We start from the raw sequence: 17,588 nt of genomic DNA, 5'->3' as shown, positions 1-17,588 counted from the left end.
GAATTACGAAAGCAGTTGCAAACTGCTTAATCCACAAGCATTTCGGCTTTTCTTATTGCCATTCAGCTATAAACTTTGTGCAGGGCTGAATATCACAGGTGTAACTGGGCTAACGTCTGCACAGCACATAGCATTAAAACTAATGGGAGCGATTGAATAAGCTGATGCAACTCTGCGCTAATCTAGAGGCTATATCTAAATAAAGCCTTATGACACCTGAAGAAATTGCGGGTACGCTCACAGAATTATTTGGCACATCGGCTGTTGTCGTCACTGCTCCTGGATCGTGGCAAGTAGATACTTCTACTTTTCGGCTGTTGGTGCTGCTTTCCGAAGATAATACTTGGCTGCGAGTTTTACTGCCTATTGTGCCCATCCAAGAAGCCCAGCCATTTTTAGAACAGTTCCTAGAAGCTAACTTTGATGACACTCAAGAAGTACGTTACGCTTTGTATGAAGGGGTAATTTGGGGGGTGTTTCAACATCACAGTGGCACTTTAGTGAGTGCAGATTTGTCCAATGCAATTAACCGACTTGCATCTCTCTATCAAGCCAGATTAGATAATGTCTTTAATCGACTAATTGAAAGCCGCATCCAGCAAATTATTCAGGCAGCAAAACAGCAAGGACAATCTCTGCAAGCAACGATGCAAACCTTAGAACGCTTTTATGCAGAAGGAATGATGGGCGAAATAGACTCATCTGCAAAAGGGCGAGAAGAAGTCCTAAATGCTTGGCGGCTTCAGTTAGAACGTTTATGGAACGAAGGTTAATTTCAATTTTTCAGTTTTAATATTAAACCAATTTACAGATATATTTATTTCTCATGGATATCATTGAAATCCTCAAAGAAGACTATCAAAGATTCCCAGTAAATCAAACTTACAATATTTATGCTTCAGATGTTTATTTTCAAGATCCGCTGAATAAATTTCGTGGTGTTAAACGTTACAAAGAAATGATTAATTTTATCCAAACTTGGTTTTTAAATCCCAAGATGGATGTACATAATATTCAACGTTTAGGAGACACAATCAAAACTGAGTGGACACTCAGTTGGAATACTCCTCTCCCTTGGAAGCCAAGGATTTCTATTCCTGGTTGGAGTGAATTAGGTCTTAATTCTGCTGGTTTGATTGTCTCCCATATCGATTATTGGAACTGTTCACGCCTAGATGTGGTTAAGCAACATTTATTTACTTCAAAAAGTTGATTATCGAGCCAGGGTTTAAGAGGTTGTTTGAAAAGCCCAGGTGATTAGGGACTTCCATATAAAAAATATCCAATTAACTCCTGTGGGGTGGGCATCTTGCCATTGGTGTCAACTTAATGCGAAACTGCTTGCCCGCCGGGAATTGAAATTCTCGTCTCATAGCTAAAGTCATCTGAAGATGACTAAATATCGCCAAAAATCTCCAGTCTACTTCAGTAGACTTAAGCTATTAGCCCGAAAATAAATTTTCGGGCGGGCATGTCAGCCAACAGATAAGCTATTTCCAGCTTAAGTTGACACCTATGGCATCTTGCCCGCCCTATGGACTGGGCGGGCAAGATGCCCACCCCACAATAGCCACATCCAAGGTCGAATGCTCCCCCTGCCTCCCCTGCCTCCTTCAATAAAATGAAAGTGCCAGTTATTGATTATCGCCAAGAGAATGCCGCTAATTCACTATTGCCGAAATCCTCTATTCTCTCAAGTTCTAGCTGGAGTCACCTGCATCTAGAAGTTTACCAACAGCCAAAATTTGAAATCGCTGAACATCAACATACGATGCATGTCATTGCCTGTGGGCTTGTTGGCTCACCAATAGAACTAGAAGATCGCAAAATGGCATCAGGAGAGCGATGGTTAGATGGAAAGCTGGAGCTAGAAAGGCGCAGAGATGGAGATATTGCAGTAATTCCGGCGGGGATTTCCCATCGCTGTAACTGGAATACTTCAGTTGAGTTTATGGTTTTGGCAATTGAGCCTGCACTTCTCCAACTGGTGGGTCAGGATTTTGTTGGTGGCAGCATTGAACTTACGCCTCGGTTTATGAGTCAGCAAGATGTGCTAATTCAAGGAATTTTTTCGAGTTTGAGAGATGAATTAGAGTCAGGCAAAATTGGCGGTGATTTGCTGATTGACAGTCTCAAAACGACATTAGCAATTCACCTTTTACGGAACTATTGCAGCACGCAACCAAAGCTTTCTAGCTATTCAGATGGATTATCTCAAAGAACACTGCAAAAAATCACAGACTATATTCATGAGTATCTCTATCAAGACTTGAAGTTGATTGAATTGAGTGCGATCGCACAACTCAGTCCCTACTATTTTCTACGTCTGTTTAAGCAACGGATGGGAATCACACCCCACCAATACATTCTACAATGCCGAATTGACAAGGCAAAACATTTGTTACAGCACAGCAATCTGAGCATCGCGGAAATTGCAACGCAAACAGGTTTTTCCGATCAAAGCCATTTGACAAAATGCTTTAAAGGCCAGGTTGGTGTCACACCAAAAAAACTCTTACAAGAGCGATCGCAATAATATACTAAAATCCCGCAACTTTCTTCTAGAATCCTCAATTGCTAGTTTTTAAGCTATTAACAACAGATTCTATCGGAGAAAGAAGATGCCAATTGAACAAACCGAGGTGTTAATTTCCACACTAGATGGACAGATGCCCACTGTTGTGTTTACACCAACTCATCCTAAGCCTCAGTCTGCCATTCTACTGCTGATGGAGGCATTTGGCTTAACGTCACATATCCAAGATGTCGCAGCCCGAATCGCCCATGAAGGGTATGTAGTAATCATCCCCGATCTATATTACCGCGAGTTGCCCGACAACAAATTTAGCTACGACGAAGTTGATCGGGCAATGGCAATGATGTGGCGCTTGGATTTCGGCCAGCCAATGGTAAACGATATTCGAGCCGCCTTAGCCTATTTAAAGTCACACCCAACAGTCAACCCCAATCGCATCGGCGTAACCGGATTCTGTCTGGGTGGCGGTTTAACCTTTTTCACAGCTTGTAAGTTGTCAAAGGAAATTGCCGCAGCAGCTCCCTTCTACGGTATGGTTGCGGATGAGTGGATTGATGCAGTCAAAGATATGACAGTACCTATCTATCTATTTTTTGGTGGAACTGATCAGTTTATTTTAAGCGATCGCATTCAACAAATAAAATCGCGGTTTCAAGAACTGGGCAAAGACTACACCCTAAAAGTTTATCCCGATGCGGGACATGGTTTCTTTTGTCACGAACGATCCGACTACAATCCCTTGGCGGCGGAAGATGCTTGGCATCAACTTACACAATTTTTTGATCGACACTTGCGAGGAGAACACTAAAAATTATGTAATACATCCTCTAAAATCGGGTTTCATACTCAACTTGGAATTGATTTTCATCCCCCAAATTAGTTGAGCCTCGCATGAGAATTTCGTCATTGAGTCGATAAAGCACGTTGTAACGGAAAGAGTCATCGCTAGAAAGAGCGCGTGATAAAGAGGCAGAGAAATTTCTATTGATGTTAAACACACCTTCTGCTGATAAATTAAGAACTGAAGTTCTTGTTGTTTCATTGGTAGATGGAGTCGGAAATATCCGAAATTCACTAAAACCAACAGCCTGTCCGATCGCAGTAATAGTTCCTTGTAAACTACCTAAAATGGTAGAACTAGCGAAATTAGTCAGCCCTTGGCCTGCATCTGTTTGACCGAAAGAACCGAGAATTGAGCCACCTAGCAGAGCAACTATTTCTCCTTTACTACGGCTAGGTTGACTCGTTAGTTCTAAATTGTCGCCCAATTCACTAGCTGGCCCGTTTACAGTAGCTTGAACGGTAACGGTACGTAAAGTTCCAAAGTTGTTTACAGAAGCATCGCTGACTTCCGCAGACAGTGGTGATTCCAAAATTCGACTGTTTATTGCTGATGCTTCCGGTACAATTGCAGTCAGTCGGACATCCAAAGTCGGGTCAAGTCCTTGACTTGGAATAAATCGCGCAGTTTGTTCGTAGCCCCGCGCTAAGGTGAACTCAGTAGAAAATAAGCTGACTCTTCCTCCTGTCAAACGAATGACTCCTTCAGGAAGCGGCTTGGCTAATGTACCATTAATAGTCAAATCGCCTTTAGCGTCAAAGCTCAATAGGGGCTGACTGAATGCGGCTCCTCCTGGTACAAAGCTTAGTAAAGACTGAGTGGTAACACGAATATTCTTGTCTAAAATCAACTTTAAATCTGCAAATTTTATAGGTAGATTGGGTGGAGCTGCTGCGCTAGTGCTTCCGCCTGCTGTCGTCACTGGGTTAGCGCTTCCGTCTGCTGTAACTACTGGGTTAGCGCTATTCTCTGCTGTCGGTGTACCGTTAGGGTTAACCTCTTCTCTATTTAGATTTATAACGTTACCGTTAGCCTCTGCTGTCGCTGCTGATTTTTTCTTACCAGTAGCCGAGTTTCCAATAATCACCTGACCATCACTTAGTTTAATCTCTCCACCAATTACAGGTTTTAACGCTGTTCCCCGAATGACGATATCGCCACCGACGCCGCCTTCATACAATCCTGCAAGCTTAAAATTGAGTTTGTCTGCGATTGATACTGTCAGAGGATTCGCTACGGCTTGCTGAGAATCAAAAATTGGCAGGATGCCTGATGCAGTCACTTGCCCTTGATTATAATTACCTTGGATATTTTCAACGCTTACCGTTCTACCATTAAATTGCGCTGTTCCAGTAACATTTGTTAGAGGATCGGATAAGGCTTGAGCGCGAAAGGTAGCATTATTAAGTGTGGCATTTCCGTTAATAATTGGTTCGTTTAAAGTACCTTGAACGTTTAAATCTAGTTTTCCTTGACCGTCTACCCAAGCAACTTGATTGTTAGTCAACAAATTTAATAGTGCTAATCCTTCATTTTGCACATTGGCATCGATGTTGATTTGATTGCTATCTGGTTGCACTTTGGCAAAAGGTAAAGGAGCCGGTACGCTACCTGTAATTGCGACTGGCTGCGTTCCTGTCACTAATAAGGTGCTATCAAAATTCAAACGAGCTTTGTTGTAATCAAAGTTCACTTCTCCTGTTTGCACGGGTTGTTTGTTAAGAGTCGCATTAGCTAAAGTTACTTTGCCTTTTGCACTAGGGTCTTGTAAACTACCTGCTAAAGTGGCATCAGCATTTACATTACCAGTGATATCTATGGGATATTTTTCGATAAAAGGCTCTAAAAGCGATAGAGGTAAACTTGCTACATTCAACTTTCCAGATAGTTGCTCAGTTCCTAACTGTCCCGAAAAGGCGACTAGTCCTTGATTTATCCCAATACTCAAGGGCGAAAGTGTGACGATGCCATCGGCGAAATTGCCTTGAGCAACCACTTGATTGATGGAATATTCACCCCATTGCCAGTTTGCACCTTGAAAATTAAAGCCGACATTCAACCCAGATTTTAACGAGCCATTGGCTGTAATTGCTCCGCTTAAAGCACCTGTTAATTCTGCAAGGCTAGGCAAAGATCGGGTCTGTTTTGTTTCTATTTGCTGTTGTTTGGCATTGGCTGTTGTAAGATTCGAGAAGTATGTTAGCTGTGTTTTCAAGTCTGCATTGGGCAAACTGATAGACTCAGTGTTAAGCGCTTCTGCACCAGCTAATGTTGGAGGCTGCAACCCAGTACTAAGGTCTTGAAAGTCGAAGATATTAAACGCTTGTAAAAGTCTCTGGATTTTGGCTTGGGCAAAATTAGCTTGGAATTGAAATTTCGGGTCATTCCCTGCTTGCACATTTCCATTAAGAGCGATGTTGCTATCGCCAATCCGCAATAGACCATTAGCCAAGCTAGCAGTACCATCGGCATAATTAATGCTGCCACGAAATTCATCGGCTGCAACTCTGGCAACACGAGGCCCTGCGATCGCTACATCCCCCGCAATGGCATAATTACTCAGATTGACAACTAAATTACCCGATAGTTGTCCCGCCAATGGTTTCAATTGATTGTTAGGTAAAAAGCCGCCAACTAGAGCGATGGGAAACTGTTGGGCGTTAATGAGCAAGTTATCTCCCTCAGTTCTACCTGTAGTAACTGCCTCATCGCGTTTAACCAAAAATGAAGTGGGACGATAATCTGCACCTAAGTTCAGCGCAATCCGATCTTGTTTCCCAGCTAATCGCAGACTTGCTCCTTGTCCCCCTTGAAAATTCACATTTCCGGTTAAAAGTGGGTCAAACGCCAAGTTACTTACATTGAAATTCCGTAGTCGGATATTGCCATTAGCTTGCGGTACATCTGGAGTACCTGTAACTTTTCCATTAAAATCTAGTAGCCCTGCTATTGCAACATCACCAGGAACTTTGAAGCCAGTATTTTGTAAGTTGAAATTCTGCGCCAGTACATTTAAATTAAATCCGGCAATTTGAGGTGCGCCAGTTGGGGGAGACTGAATAGCGATCGCACCATTAGCACTCAATCCTGGGGTACTTGCGTTTTCAACGATAATCTGCTGTCCATTCCACTGAAATTGAGCGGTGAGCGGTTTTGCCAGCACCGCTACCCCTTGGGATAGGCGGATTTGTCCGGCGGCGCGAATATCGGCAAGCTGGAAAGATTTTGTTGAACCTGCTAACTGAATATTACTATTGAGCCGTCCTCGTAGTTGTGGTGAGAACCGATTGAGTTGAATTTGAGAAGTTTGGACACCCCCTTGCCAACGTTCTTGTGCAACTTCACCTCTGGCCCGAATTGTCCCACCTGCGACGTTCAAAACCGCATCGGGGAAAAGGATATTCTCTCCTTGTTTGGTAACAACAACCCGTCCGGTTGTGGGATAGGTGGCGTTGGGCGCTTGCACTCGCGCTACTGTTTGCAAGTTGCTCAGAGTGCCGGAAATATTCGCATTTGCCGAGACATTCCCAATGGTGATGGAGGGTGAGGAATTGTAGGCTTTGGCGATCGCATCCCCTGGTAAATTTCGTGCTTGCACATTCAACGATACTCTACCTTGGGGTGCAAGCTGAACTTGACCGCTAGCTATAACTTGCCCTCCCACCTCTGGATTTGCTTGAACGCGAGAAATATTGACGTTTAACGGTCTACCCAGAGAACCGGAAATTTTAGCGTTCGCAGATATACCACCGACATTAATGGGAGTTGAAATACCGTAACCTTGAGCGATCGCATTTCCTGGGATACCTTGAGCTTGAATATTTACACCTACTTGACCTTGGGGAGCTAGTTGAATTTGACCATTAGCTGTGATTTGCCCTCCGGCTGCCGGTGTTACCCGAATATTGGAAACATTCAGGTTCAAGGGCTGTTTGCTAAGTGAGCCAGAAATTTGGGCTTTTGCAGAAACATTGCCAACTGCGATCGGTAGAGTAACGCCATAGCTGCGTGCTAGTATATCTCCTGAGATTCCATCAGCTTGAGCATTAAATATTACCTCATCTTTGGTTCCGAGAGCCGCTCGACCAGCGCCTATAATTTGACCACCAGCTACGGGGACTATTTTCAGATTGGAAACAGTAAGTTGAGATGCAGTCTGAGAGACATTCAACCGGAAATCAGTGTTGATGCTTTTAAATTGAAGGCGGTCAACTTGAATAGGTTTGGTATTGCTTACTGTACCACTGAGGACAGGTTGTGTAAGTGCGCCTAATACCTGAATATTTGCTTGAATTTCGCCACTAGCTGGGACTGACGAATTGACTTTCAGGGTATCTAAGATATTTTTCGCACTAACTGGTTTGATCTGAGCGGCAACATTAAAACCTGTTTGAGTATTAATTGTTCCATTCGCCAGGATGGGAACTTTGCCAATATTCGTACTTAGATTATCTAAAGCAACTGTCTGACCCTGAAATAGAAATTTCCCATTAAAATTAGAAACCTGCTGAGGAATATTGGGGATTTTGGCAGTGATTTGATTAGCTGTCGCTGTTCCGGTAATCGCTATGTCTGATAGTTTTGGAGGAATCTGAACGCCTAAATCAGCATTTAAATATCCTCCTTGCAAAGCGATCGGTAACTGAATTAATCGAGTAATATCAGATGCTTGTAAATTTTGTGCTTGTAATTGGAGGTTAGTTTGTTGAGCTTTTATTTGGGTTTCGCCAACAATTTTAACAGCACCTCCTCTACTGAGTTGAGCATTAATGTCATACCCGATCCTTTGATTTTGGTCTGAAAATCGGGCAACACCACCAACACGATCTAATATTACTGAGCCTTTCGGTTTCGTAGATGCGGCGAATGGCATCAACTCAACATCGCCATCTTGAATTTGAAGTGTCTGCAACTCAGTTTGAATAAAGCCTTGTCCCTCCGCAGCCTTAACTTGGGCTGTTACCCAACGACCATCTTTATCCTGTTGAATGTAGACGTTGGGCTGAACTAAGGTGACATTTAATATCAGTTTTCGGCTAAGGATAAGTTGCAACGGCGAGAACTGCACCTCTAAGGCTTTTGCTACCACCTGATCTTTATCGGTGGGAGTTGGTGGTATCGATAGAGAGCTAAATCTCAGACTAGTTAGCGAAAAACGTTCAACTTCGCCAACTTTGACTGGACGCCCCAACAATTGCTGGAGATTTTGCTGCACTAAGGGGGCTAAATCCTTATATACATAACTTCTAGCCCACCAAAAACCAACTATAATTCCAATTAGCAAAACCCCACCCACAGCTAAACTGGTACGTCGTAAAAGCAGGAGCCACAGACGAGGATTAGATGCTTCCTGATTATTTCCTGAATTTGGGGATTGCGTCATGATTGTTACCAGTACCAGTACTTTTTTCTAGGTTAAGCTAGAAATAGGCTAGTTGCAGTTGTATTAGCAAGTCACAAGCTATGGTTTCACAATATTACGACTTACGCAACAACTTTAGGTTACACTGCTTTTATTGCCCAGCATTTTTAGTAGTTTTCTTGCAGCTAAAACGCCCATAACTCCTGCGCCAACTACTTCCACTGCTTGGACAACTTTTTTGCCCACATCATGGGGGTCAAGGTGATGGTGAAAAATCTCTTCATCTAGCCATTCACTAGCAGCTTTGAAATCATGAATTGGTGTCGGTAATAGGGTTAAATATGTGCCTTGGCGGATTAAATGCCCGGATTCACCTGCAACTTCAAAAACATTGAAAAGGTTAGCAGCAGCATTATTTAACCCCAATTTTAAGAGAGTTCCACGGATATTTACCTTTGCTGGTTTGGGTTCTTCGCCGAAAGCGATCGCTTTCAAATTTTGGGCAATATTGGCTCCTTGTTGATAAGCAACTTGGGCTGTTGGCGGTAGTGAGTTACCTGGAACTGCGGCACAATCCCCGCCGGCAAAGACTTCTGGGAAGTCGAGTAGTTGCATTGTGGGAGTAACTAGAAGGCGATCGCGACGATCGCGATGTTCTTGGGAAATTGGTAAATCTTTAATTAGTGGATGAATAGAAGTACCAGCTGTCCAGATTGTGGTACTTGTTGGTAACGTCTCAATTTGCTCATTGTGCTTATATTCAATGGCGTTAGCATGAATCTTAGTGGCTTCTGCACCTTTGAGAATTTCAATTGGAATCGTGCGTTTTTGTAATTCTTTTTCAGCAATTGGGCGCAGAGGATCGTTAACATCACCATTGAGGATTTCTTGACCGTGATTGAACAGTATCACCCGAATTTCAGCAGAATTTCCTCCCAAAGCGGTATACCAATGTGGCACTAAATCAGCTAAGGTAGCTGCCATTTCTATACCACTTGCACCACCACCAACGATTGCTATTGTTAACAGTTGACGACGTTGTTCTATATCTTCAGTTTGGATTGCTTTTTGCAAACAGTCGCCTAAATGTTGGTCAAGAGCGATCGCATCGGCTTCTGTCCAAAATGGAAAAGCGTATTCTTTAGCACCTTCTAGATGATGATAACCAGTAACACTACCCAAAGCTAATACCAAGTTACTGTAGTTATAGGAGTTTCCCGAAGCTAATTTAACTTGTTGTTGATGCAAGTCTATGGATTCCACCGCATCTTGAACAAAGATCACACCACTACCTTCAAGCAATTCTGCAAAACGCGGTACTACTTGAAAAGCATCCATCTCGCTACTGAAATATTCGTATAGTAAGGGCTTAAAGCAAAAGCGTTCATTTTGATCGATCAAAATTACAGAGCGAGGATAATGTTCGTGAGCTAGGTTTAAGGCGGTAAATAAGCCGGTGAAGCCACCACCGACAATCACAGTTTGGTAAACTGGGCTGTTCATAAAATATCTCCAGAGTATTGTGAAATCAGGGATTTGCTAGGATGTTACACGTGAAAACTCAAAAAACTTGAGCCTATAGCGTTTATTGACAAGCGTGAGGTACACCCGTAAAGGCACGGCATGGCGCATTGGTGTCAACTTAAGCTGGAAATAGCTTAACTGTTGGCTTCCTGCCCGCCCGGAAATAAATTTTCGGGCTAATAGCTTAAGTCTACTGAAGTAGACTGGAGATTTTTGGCGATATTTAGTCATCTTCAGATGACTTTAGCTATGAGGCGGGAATTTCAATTCCCGACGGACGAGTGGTTTCGCGTTAAGTTGACACCGATGCGGCATGGCACGCCCTTACACTCGTGATGTAATGTTGTACCGCATCTGAATGGGAACCACTATAGTAGTCTGTGAAATTCATTTTGATGGTTAGAGAGACGCCATAAATCGCCGTCTCTACAGGTAATTTATCCATAAATTATTTATTTACAAATTACTAGCTAATGCGGGTGCGCTAACTCTCCCAATTAACCAACTTCCTATCTATAATCGCAATCTTCCACTGGAGATATTTTGCTCTTTTATTCCTTCTATTTATCAGAAAGTTGAGTTTAAAACCCCGCGAGGGAATAATTAGGAAATCTCAGAAGTGATTTTTAGGGAGCTTCCGCACTTCAGGTCAGAGAAATGTCACAATGATTCCAGCATTTACCAATTACTCCTATCACTTATGGCAATACTTCAACTGATTGAACCTGAAGTTAAAGATTTGGGTGGGTTTATTGCCCGCCGTAGTTTGCCATATCCTCATCGTCAAATGGTTGGGCCGTTTATCTTCTTCGATCATGTTGGCCCGTCTGTTTTGCCACCCCACAAAGGTATCGATGTCCGACCACATCCTCATATCAATCTCGCCACCGTAACTTACTTATTTGATGGTGCTTTGATACACCGCGATAGTTTAGGCACTGTGCAGGAAATTCAACAGGGTGCTGTGAACTGGATGACATCGGGAAAGGGGATTGTACATTCAGAGCGATCGCCCGACATTGATCGTCAAAAAGAAGCTACCATTCATGGCATTCAAACCTGGGTTGCCTTGCCTGTAGAATACGAAGAAACCGATCCCAGCTTTACTCACTATCCTGCTGAAACTCTTCCGACCTGGGAAGAAAATGGCGCCCTCATCAAGCTCATTGCAGGAGTTGCACGCTCTTACACCTCACCTGTCAAAGTTTTCTCACCTATTCTCTATTTAGATGTGGTGCTGTCTGCCAATGCTCACTTTACTATCCCCACAGGTTATTCAGAGAGGGCAGTATACAGCGTCACAGAAGGTTTGAGCATTAATGAGCAACCGCTAGAGCCATATCGCCTCGCTATCCTAGAGCCAGACGATGAAATAAGAGTTTCTGCTGCTGCTGCGGCTCGATGTATTGTTATTGGTGGTGAACCATTGGGTACACGCTACAAATGGTGGAATTTTGTTTCTAGCCGACCAGAGCGAATAGAGCAAGCAAAAGCCGATTGGCGCAACAAGCACTTTGCTAGTGTGTCAGATGAAACAGAGTTTATTCCACTGCCAGAAGTGACGATCGAGGCTAATCCCTTTTAGTCAGCGTGATCGCATCTGAACAAATTCCAGCCACCAATCTAAGTACAGATTTGGTGGTCGGAGGAATGGAGGTTCAGATGAATAAAAATAACGCAATTAAAAAGACGCTGAGGATAACAGCAAACCCAATAGCATATTCGACTCTGCGACTAAAAAATCCGACAGCAGCAATTAGAGCGATCGCTAGCCCAATAATGCCAATGTATTGCTCTTTTTGTAAACCTTCTGCAATGAGTGGGTCTTTACCTGGTGCGGGAGTTTCTTGAACTGCTTTTGGGGCGAGTTCTGAGGTTGGTAGTTCTTGGATGAATAAATTCATAAAATTACTCCTGAAAATACTTGGTGAACTGAACTTTTTATGCTCGCCAAAGGTAGAGAAGCGAGAATAGGAAGACCCAAACTACATCAACAAAGTGCCAAAATAGAGTAGTCGCACTTGCACCGAAGTGAGTCTTATGATAATTGCCGGGAATGAATGAGCGAATCAGCATAATTATCTGAAGCACAACACCAGCCAAAACGTGTAAACCGTGGAAACCTGTCAGTAAGTAGAATGTGGAACCAACTAATCCTGTGGTGAGTTTGAAATCGAGATTTTTCCACTCAATTAATAGACCAATTAGGAAGTAGATTCCCATTACGATCGTTATTAGCCATAGCCAGCGAAATTTACTGAGTTGATTTCGTTTGAGAGCATTTTCTGCTGCTTGAATAACAAAGCTACTAGAAAGTAAAACTACTGTATTAATAATCACGAGCTTAGACAATTCTGGCCCAGAAATACTGGGTGGTAGCCAGTTAGTAGTATTCAGTCGCAGAGCAACATAAGTAAAGATAAAACTCAAAAAAATGATACTTTCTGACAAGAGGAACACAGTAAACCCAAACATTCCTTTGCCATGATGATCTTCATGACTCCCGCCACCACTCGGCAGAAAGCGCTGTAACCAATTTGGTAAGCGTCGTCGCCACCGATCGAAACGGATCGGACTTTCATCTAAATGGATGCTGCGATGTTGCATAATTTTGAGAATTGGGCATTGGGAATTAGGATTAGAGATTTAAAAATTTATAATTATACGCAATGTGCAACTTATCCTTAGAACCCCTCTCCAAACCTCTCTCCCTGTGGGGGAGAGGCTTTGATTTTTGCTCCCTTTCCGAATAGGCACTAAGAAAAGCTCGAAAGCATGTGCAGGCTCGTTCCCAGCCTGGAGGCTGGGAATGTATTTCCAGAGGCAGAGCCTCTGGTCAAGAAAGAGGAGGCGGAGCCTCCCAGAATGGGTTCCCAGGCTGGAGACTGGGAACCAGTTAGGGCAAGGGCTGTATCTTTTCTTAGTGCCATTCCTCCCTTTCCCTTGTAGGGAAGGGGGTTAGGTCTGAGAGAAAGTTGCACACGGCGTAACTATATCTCCTTCCTACTCCCCAGTCCCCAATCTCTAGTCAGACTCACCATCATTAGAATTTTGCACGAATGAGTATTTGGGATCGCCATAGTCGTAAGGAGGTCTGGTGACAACAGGAATCTCTTCAAAGTTATCTCGCGGAGGTGGTGAAGAAGTTGTCCATTCCAATCCCGTAGCGTGCCAAGGATTATCAACTGCCTTCGCTCCATATAGCCAGGAACCGACGATGTTAGCAATAAATGGCAGCGTGGATGCTCCCAGTAAGAACGATCCCAGGCTAGCGATGACGTTCCATCCCTGATACTGAGGATCGTAGGAAGAAATTCGGCGTAGCATTCCTTGTAAACCTAATGGGTGCATGGAGAAAAAGGTGATATTGGCAGGAATAAAGGTCAACCAGAAATGTAGCTTACCCCAACCCTCGGCGTACATCCTGCCAGTTATTTTGGGAAACCAGTAGTAAATTCCGGCAAAGATTGCCATTGTAATGGTATTAAAAACGATGTAGTGGAAGTGACCCACGACAAAGTAAGTATTATTGACGTGGATATCAAATGGTGTGGCCGCAAGCATCACACCAGTGACACCGCCAAAAATAAACATTGCTGCACCTCCCATTGCAAATAACATTGGTGTCTCTAGGTGTAATTTGCTCCTCCAGATGGTGGCAGTCCAAGCGAATGCCTTCACACCTGTGGGTATAGCAACTAACATTGAGGTGGCCATGAAGGTCATCCGCATCCAGCCGGGGGTTGCACTGGTGAACATGTGATGCACCCAAACGAAGATGCTAATCCCAGCGATACCTAAAGTTGCGATCGCCACTGACCGATAGCCAAATAGAGGATTGCGAGAAAAGGCTGGCAGAACTTCCGCAATAATACCGAAGGCTGGTAGCGCCATGATATACACTGCGGGGTGAGAGTAGAACCAGAATAAATGTTGGTAAATGATCGGATCGCCACTTCCTTCCGGTTTAAAAAATTGTGTACCGAAGGAGAGGTCAAGCAACAGCAGTATCAATGCACCCGTCAAGGAAGGCAAGTTAATCAGTTGCAACAACTGGGCGCTAAAAACTGACCACACAAAGACGGGCATTCTAAAAAATGTCATCCCTGGCGATCGCATCCAAAAGATAGTAGTAACAAAGTTGACAGCCCCCATAATTGAGGAGATGCCGATTAATACTAGGCTAACTATCCAAATAAATTGACCGTTAATCAACTGATCGGCTGGAACTTGCAGACTAACTGGTGGATAAGACCACCAACCAGCTTGTGCAGTCCCGTTAGGTAGCAAAAAGCTAGACATTAGTAGCAGACCGGCTGGTGGTAGAATCCAAAAAGAGATGGCGTTGAGCAAGGGAAAAGCCATATCCCGCGCTCCAATCATTAGCGGTACTAAGAAGTTAGAAAGACCTGCATTGAAGGGAATAATCCACAGGAAAATCATGATTGTCCCGTGCATGGTGAATAAACCATTGTAGAGGGGACGGTCAACTAAGTTTGCTTCTGGGGTAAGCAACTCAGCCCGGATAATCATCGCCAACAGCCCGCCGAGAAGAAAGAAAATGAAGGTCATCACCATGTACTGAACACCGATCACCTTATGGTCGGTGCTGAAGCTGAAATATTCCCGCCAGTTATTCTCAGGTTCTCTATTGTTGGCTATAGCTTCACTCAAATCATGTGTCATTATCTATCTTCCTTTGATTTGCTACAGCAGGTTGAGCAGGTGCGACGGTGTACCAGCCGCTTTTAAATAATGTCTTTGGTGGTTGGATATTTTCGGCAACTGCCTGATTTTTAGTGTTTGTAGTTTCGCTAGAGATTGTTTGCGCGAGCCACTGATTATACTTATCGAGAGATTCAACGTATACATCTGCCTCCATCAAGGCAAAATAAGCACCACTGAATTGAGAATCTTTCAGTCGATATTTACCTGAGCGAATGGGTGTAATCACAATTTCAATGTTCCGCCCTGGAACAATATCCTGCTTTAAACGAAACTCAGGAATGTAGAAGCCGTGGATTACTTTCTCTGCCTGCATCTTTAAGCGAGTGCTGCGATTGAGCGGCAAGTGTAATTCCTTAGTGGTAAGGTTATTTGGATAACGGAAAGACCAATCCCACTGCCTAACGAAAACATCAATTGTTTCAGACGCAGGTTTGGGAATATCGCTAACGGTTGCGGCGTAGGCGGGTGCAGATTCTAATGGTGTGTGCAAATGCACTATTTGGTTTAAACCCAGAATATTTAATTGCTGATAAATATTGAAGCTTTGCAAGGCAATCCATATTACTAACAGAGTTGGGGTAGCTGTCCACAATATTTCTAACTTCCCATTACCTCTAGAAGGGTGTCCCTCGCTGTAGTCTTCCGGGGGGGCGCGATGAAAGGCGATCGCATACACCATCACACCAACTAGCCCCAGCAAGATAAATGCTCCAATTGAGACTAAAAAGCTAAATAAATCATCTACCCGCTGTGCTTCTGCTGTCGCCTGGGGAGGCATCCAAGAAAACGCCTGTTGTCCAATCCACCGACTGACAATTAGCAGTCCTGCGACATAAAACGCTATTAGTACATATTCCCAAAAACTAAACATAATCATTTCATCTAAGAGTACTTCCCGCTTGATTATTTGAGTAGTAAGTCTGGGTTTTTACCTTCTTGGAGTAACTTCGCAGCAGTAACGTGAATTCCAAACTCTTCTCCTAATTGCGCCCCTAAAGTTCCGTGGACAAACAAGATGCCCAGTATTGCAATACCTGCTAATAAGTAACTCCACTGCACTTGCCTGGAAGCATCCTTGCGCCAGCGATAGCGTTGCAAACCTCTCCATATTGTCATGGCTGCGATCGCTCCCAACAGCAAAATGCCACCCAAACCATGCAAAAGCATTGTCCAACCAGCAGTTAACCCCCAAACGCTCTTTTGATCGACCGGTGGATTTGCTAGCAGTAGCTCGAAAAAACCTGCTGCAACTGTGAAAAAGGTAATAAAAGCTGCTCCTATGAGGTTATACCAACCGACATCAAAGAAACCAGAACGCAGGGCAGGCAGACCTAAAAATTTGAAGATTGGTTTTTCTAAAGCAAAAAGCGCTCCTGCAATATCAAAAATAATGGCAATAATCAACAAACCCAATGTTAAATGCACCAGTTGTGGATGTATGGGAATCTCATAAGGTAATCCGTTAGCATTCAGCCTTAACCTCAACTGATCAATAAGCTGCCAGTTCATGGCGAAACTCCCTGCTTCATCGCTTGCACAACTGGCTCAATGTGTAACCCATACACCCAAACTAGCTTGCTTCCTAGATAAACTTGCAAGCATACTAAGCAGACTAAAAACGTTGCAGCACCCAAATAAGCAGGCGGTACTTTCCGAGGACTGCTGTTGCGAATCACAAAGCGCCAAGCTGTAATGGCGACGACAATAGCCGCCAGCGACCAACCCATCACCGTATGAAAATTTAGTGTTGGTTGAACTGCTGGGTAAATGTTTGCCAAACCTGCTTCAAACTGACCAACAATCACCGCTAAAAAGATAGCTGCTGAGGCCACAAACATATTCCAGAAACTCACCTCAAATAAACGCACGTTACGTGTGAAATAGCCCAGTACATCGCACACAAAAGAAAAAAGCACCATCGCGATTACGAAGTGAACAATGATAGGGTGTAGAGGGTCAGGGTATGGTAAATTTTGGTTATTTAGAGACAGAGCAGGCATCGCTAATTATTTTTCCCAAATGTCAAATATTCACTAAAATAACCATAATCTCAGTTGATATATATCCAAATTGATATTTACAAAAACTAAAAAATGGCTATTCAAATTATTATTTATCAGGTTTTTGTTATTTAAGTCATAATAGATTGATTAACTTAAAACTTTAATTTAATCAACAACCTAACTTGCTCTGAATATACCATAAGTCTTACTTAAGATTGATATAAACTTTAAAATTTCAGTTTTACAAATCTTCAAAATAAAGACATACTTTTGTCACAAGAATGACAAATAGCTGAAATATTTTTCAGTCAAACAATATACTCATTCTACATGGGTCGGTTAAGGTTTTTTAATGAAATTATACGCAAAGCTCCGATAAATCGGGGTCAAGACGAAAGACCGATTATTGTCAAGATGGCGATTCATCGCGTCTCTTGTCTTAACCGAACAGTATTTGTATACTCATTTATCTTTCTCTGGATAGATTAGAAAAATATTAGAGTTTTATTAAACTAAATAATAAAAAGTTTTGCTTTTTTAATCGATAATTTATATCATGTCCGACTAAATACTTGTCATTACGTTCGCCCCTGG

13 protein-coding genes are annotated in these 17,588 nt (G+C 43.1%); 5 read left to right on the top strand and 8 right to left on the bottom strand.

The genetic code is table 11. The annotated features are described in order from the left end of the window. The first annotated feature begins 209 nt into the window (after positions 1-209). From HWQ39_RS11645 to HWQ39_RS11630, 4 genes are all read left to right on the top strand, one after another. Positions 210-773, top strand: coding sequence for a leucine zipper domain-containing protein (locus tag HWQ39_RS11645; RefSeq protein ID WP_292844401.1), 564 nt, complete (start codon positions 210-212; stop codon positions 771-773). A 53-nt stretch (positions 774-826) separates the two neighbouring features. After that, on the top strand, positions 827-1,213 hold the full coding sequence (locus HWQ39_RS11640; RefSeq protein WP_292844398.1) for a DUF2358 domain-containing protein: 387 nt from the start codon (positions 827-829) through the stop codon (positions 1,211-1,213). Between the two features lie 408 nt (positions 1,214-1,621). Continuing rightward, the gene (locus HWQ39_RS11635; protein WP_292844395.1) at positions 1,622-2,536 is read left to right on the top strand and encodes an AraC family transcriptional regulator; all 915 of its coding nucleotides are present in this window, start codon (positions 1,622-1,624) and stop codon (positions 2,534-2,536) included. A gap of 85 nt (positions 2,537-2,621) precedes the next feature. Continuing rightward, entirely contained in the window at positions 2,622-3,344 is a 723-nt protein-coding gene (locus tag HWQ39_RS11630; RefSeq protein ID WP_292844392.1) for a dienelactone hydrolase family protein, read from the top strand. 19 nt (positions 3,345-3,363) lie between these two features. On the opposite strand, the gene HWQ39_RS11625 is transcribed toward HWQ39_RS11630, so the two are convergent. Both HWQ39_RS11625 and HWQ39_RS11620 read right to left on the bottom strand, forming a co-directional pair. Next, positions 3,364-8,760: a translocation/assembly module TamB domain-containing protein gene (locus HWQ39_RS11625; RefSeq protein WP_292844389.1), complete on the bottom strand. Its 5,397-nt coding sequence runs from the start codon at positions 8,758-8,760 to the stop codon at positions 3,364-3,366. 114 nt (positions 8,761-8,874) lie between these two features. Then, a complete protein-coding gene (locus HWQ39_RS11620; RefSeq protein WP_292844386.1) occupies positions 8,875-10,242 on the bottom strand; it encodes an NAD(P)/FAD-dependent oxidoreductase in 1,368 nt (455 codons plus the stop codon). 721 nt (positions 10,243-10,963) lie between these two features. On the opposite strand from HWQ39_RS11620, the gene HWQ39_RS11615 reads away from it, so the two are divergent. Then, positions 10,964-11,848, top strand: coding sequence for a pirin family protein (locus HWQ39_RS11615; protein WP_292844383.1), 885 nt, complete (start codon positions 10,964-10,966; stop codon positions 11,846-11,848). Positions 11,849-11,921: 73 nt separating this feature from the next. Here the strand turns inward: HWQ39_RS11615 and HWQ39_RS11610 are convergent, their stop codons facing one another. From HWQ39_RS11610 to HWQ39_RS11585, 6 genes are all read right to left on the bottom strand, one after another. Next, a complete protein-coding gene (locus HWQ39_RS11610) occupies positions 11,922-12,167 on the bottom strand; it encodes a hypothetical protein (RefSeq protein WP_292844380.1) in 246 nt (81 codons plus the stop codon). Positions 12,168-12,204: 37 nt separating this feature from the next. Continuing rightward, complete coding sequence (locus HWQ39_RS11605) at positions 12,205-12,870, bottom strand: heme-copper oxidase subunit III (protein WP_292844377.1); 666 nt, start codon at positions 12,868-12,870, stop codon at positions 12,205-12,207. A 417-nt stretch (positions 12,871-13,287) separates the two neighbouring features. After that, entirely contained in the window at positions 13,288-14,949 is a 1,662-nt protein-coding gene (locus tag HWQ39_RS11600; RefSeq protein ID WP_292844374.1) for a cbb3-type cytochrome c oxidase subunit I, read from the bottom strand. Further along, positions 14,939-15,862, bottom strand: a complete 924-nt coding sequence (locus HWQ39_RS11595; RefSeq protein ID WP_292844371.1) for a cytochrome c oxidase subunit II — start codon at positions 15,860-15,862, stop codon at positions 14,939-14,941. Before HWQ39_RS11595 ends, HWQ39_RS11600 begins: the two co-directional genes overlap by 11 nt. 32 nt (positions 15,863-15,894) lie before the next feature. Beyond that, positions 15,895-16,500 carry a DUF2231 domain-containing protein gene (locus HWQ39_RS11590; protein ID WP_292844368.1) on the bottom strand — a complete coding sequence of 202 codons (606 nt, stop codon included), beginning with the start codon at positions 16,498-16,500 and terminating at the stop codon, positions 15,895-15,897. Next, complete coding sequence (locus HWQ39_RS11585) at positions 16,497-16,991, bottom strand: DUF2231 domain-containing protein (RefSeq protein WP_292844365.1); 495 nt, start codon at positions 16,989-16,991, stop codon at positions 16,497-16,499. The genes HWQ39_RS11590 and HWQ39_RS11585 overlap by 4 nt, the downstream gene beginning before the upstream one ends. Positions 16,992-17,588: the final 597 nt, after the last annotated feature.

Source organism: Nostoc sp. NMS8 (genome assembly GCF_017115045.1).
GTDB lineage: Bacteria > Cyanobacteriota > Cyanobacteriia > Cyanobacteriales > Nostocaceae > Nostoc.
Note: the sequence above shows the minus strand (reverse complement) of the source record. Positions and strands in the feature narration are given on the sequence as shown.

Bases quoted from the DNA above. Each gene is read 5' to 3' on its own strand.
- HWQ39_RS11610 (WP_292844380.1), bottom strand. From the start codon at position 12,167: ATGAATTTATTCATCCAAGAACTACCAACCTCAGAACTCGCCCCAAAA.
- HWQ39_RS11595 (WP_292844371.1), bottom strand. From the start codon at position 15,862: ATGTTTAGTTTTTGGGAATATGTACTAATAGCGTTTTATGTCGCAGGA.
- HWQ39_RS11590 (WP_292844368.1), bottom strand. From the start codon at position 16,500: ATGAACTGGCAGCTTATTGATCAGTTGAGGTTAAGGCTGAATGCTAAC.
- HWQ39_RS11600 (WP_292844374.1), bottom strand. From the start codon at position 14,949: ATGACACATGATTTGAGTGAAGCTATAGCCAACAATAGAGAACCTGAG.
- HWQ39_RS11645 (WP_292844401.1), top strand. From the start codon at position 210: ATGACACCTGAAGAAATTGCGGGTACGCTCACAGAATTATTTGGCACA.
- HWQ39_RS11605 (WP_292844377.1), bottom strand. From the start codon at position 12,870: ATGCAACATCGCAGCATCCATTTAGATGAAAGTCCGATCCGTTTCGAT.
- HWQ39_RS11620 (WP_292844386.1), bottom strand. From the start codon at position 10,242: ATGAACAGCCCAGTTTACCAAACTGTGATTGTCGGTGGTGGCTTCACC.
- HWQ39_RS11585 (WP_292844365.1), bottom strand. From the start codon at position 16,991: ATGCCTGCTCTGTCTCTAAATAACCAAAATTTACCATACCCTGACCCT.
- HWQ39_RS11625 (WP_292844389.1), bottom strand. From the start codon at position 8,760: ATGACGCAATCCCCAAATTCAGGAAATAATCAGGAAGCATCTAATCCT.
- HWQ39_RS11640 (WP_292844398.1), top strand. From the start codon at position 827: ATGGATATCATTGAAATCCTCAAAGAAGACTATCAAAGATTCCCAGTA.
- HWQ39_RS11635 (WP_292844395.1), top strand. From the start codon at position 1,622: ATGAAAGTGCCAGTTATTGATTATCGCCAAGAGAATGCCGCTAATTCA.
- HWQ39_RS11615 (WP_292844383.1), top strand. From the start codon at position 10,964: ATGGCAATACTTCAACTGATTGAACCTGAAGTTAAAGATTTGGGTGGG.
- HWQ39_RS11630 (WP_292844392.1), top strand. From the start codon at position 2,622: ATGCCAATTGAACAAACCGAGGTGTTAATTTCCACACTAGATGGACAG.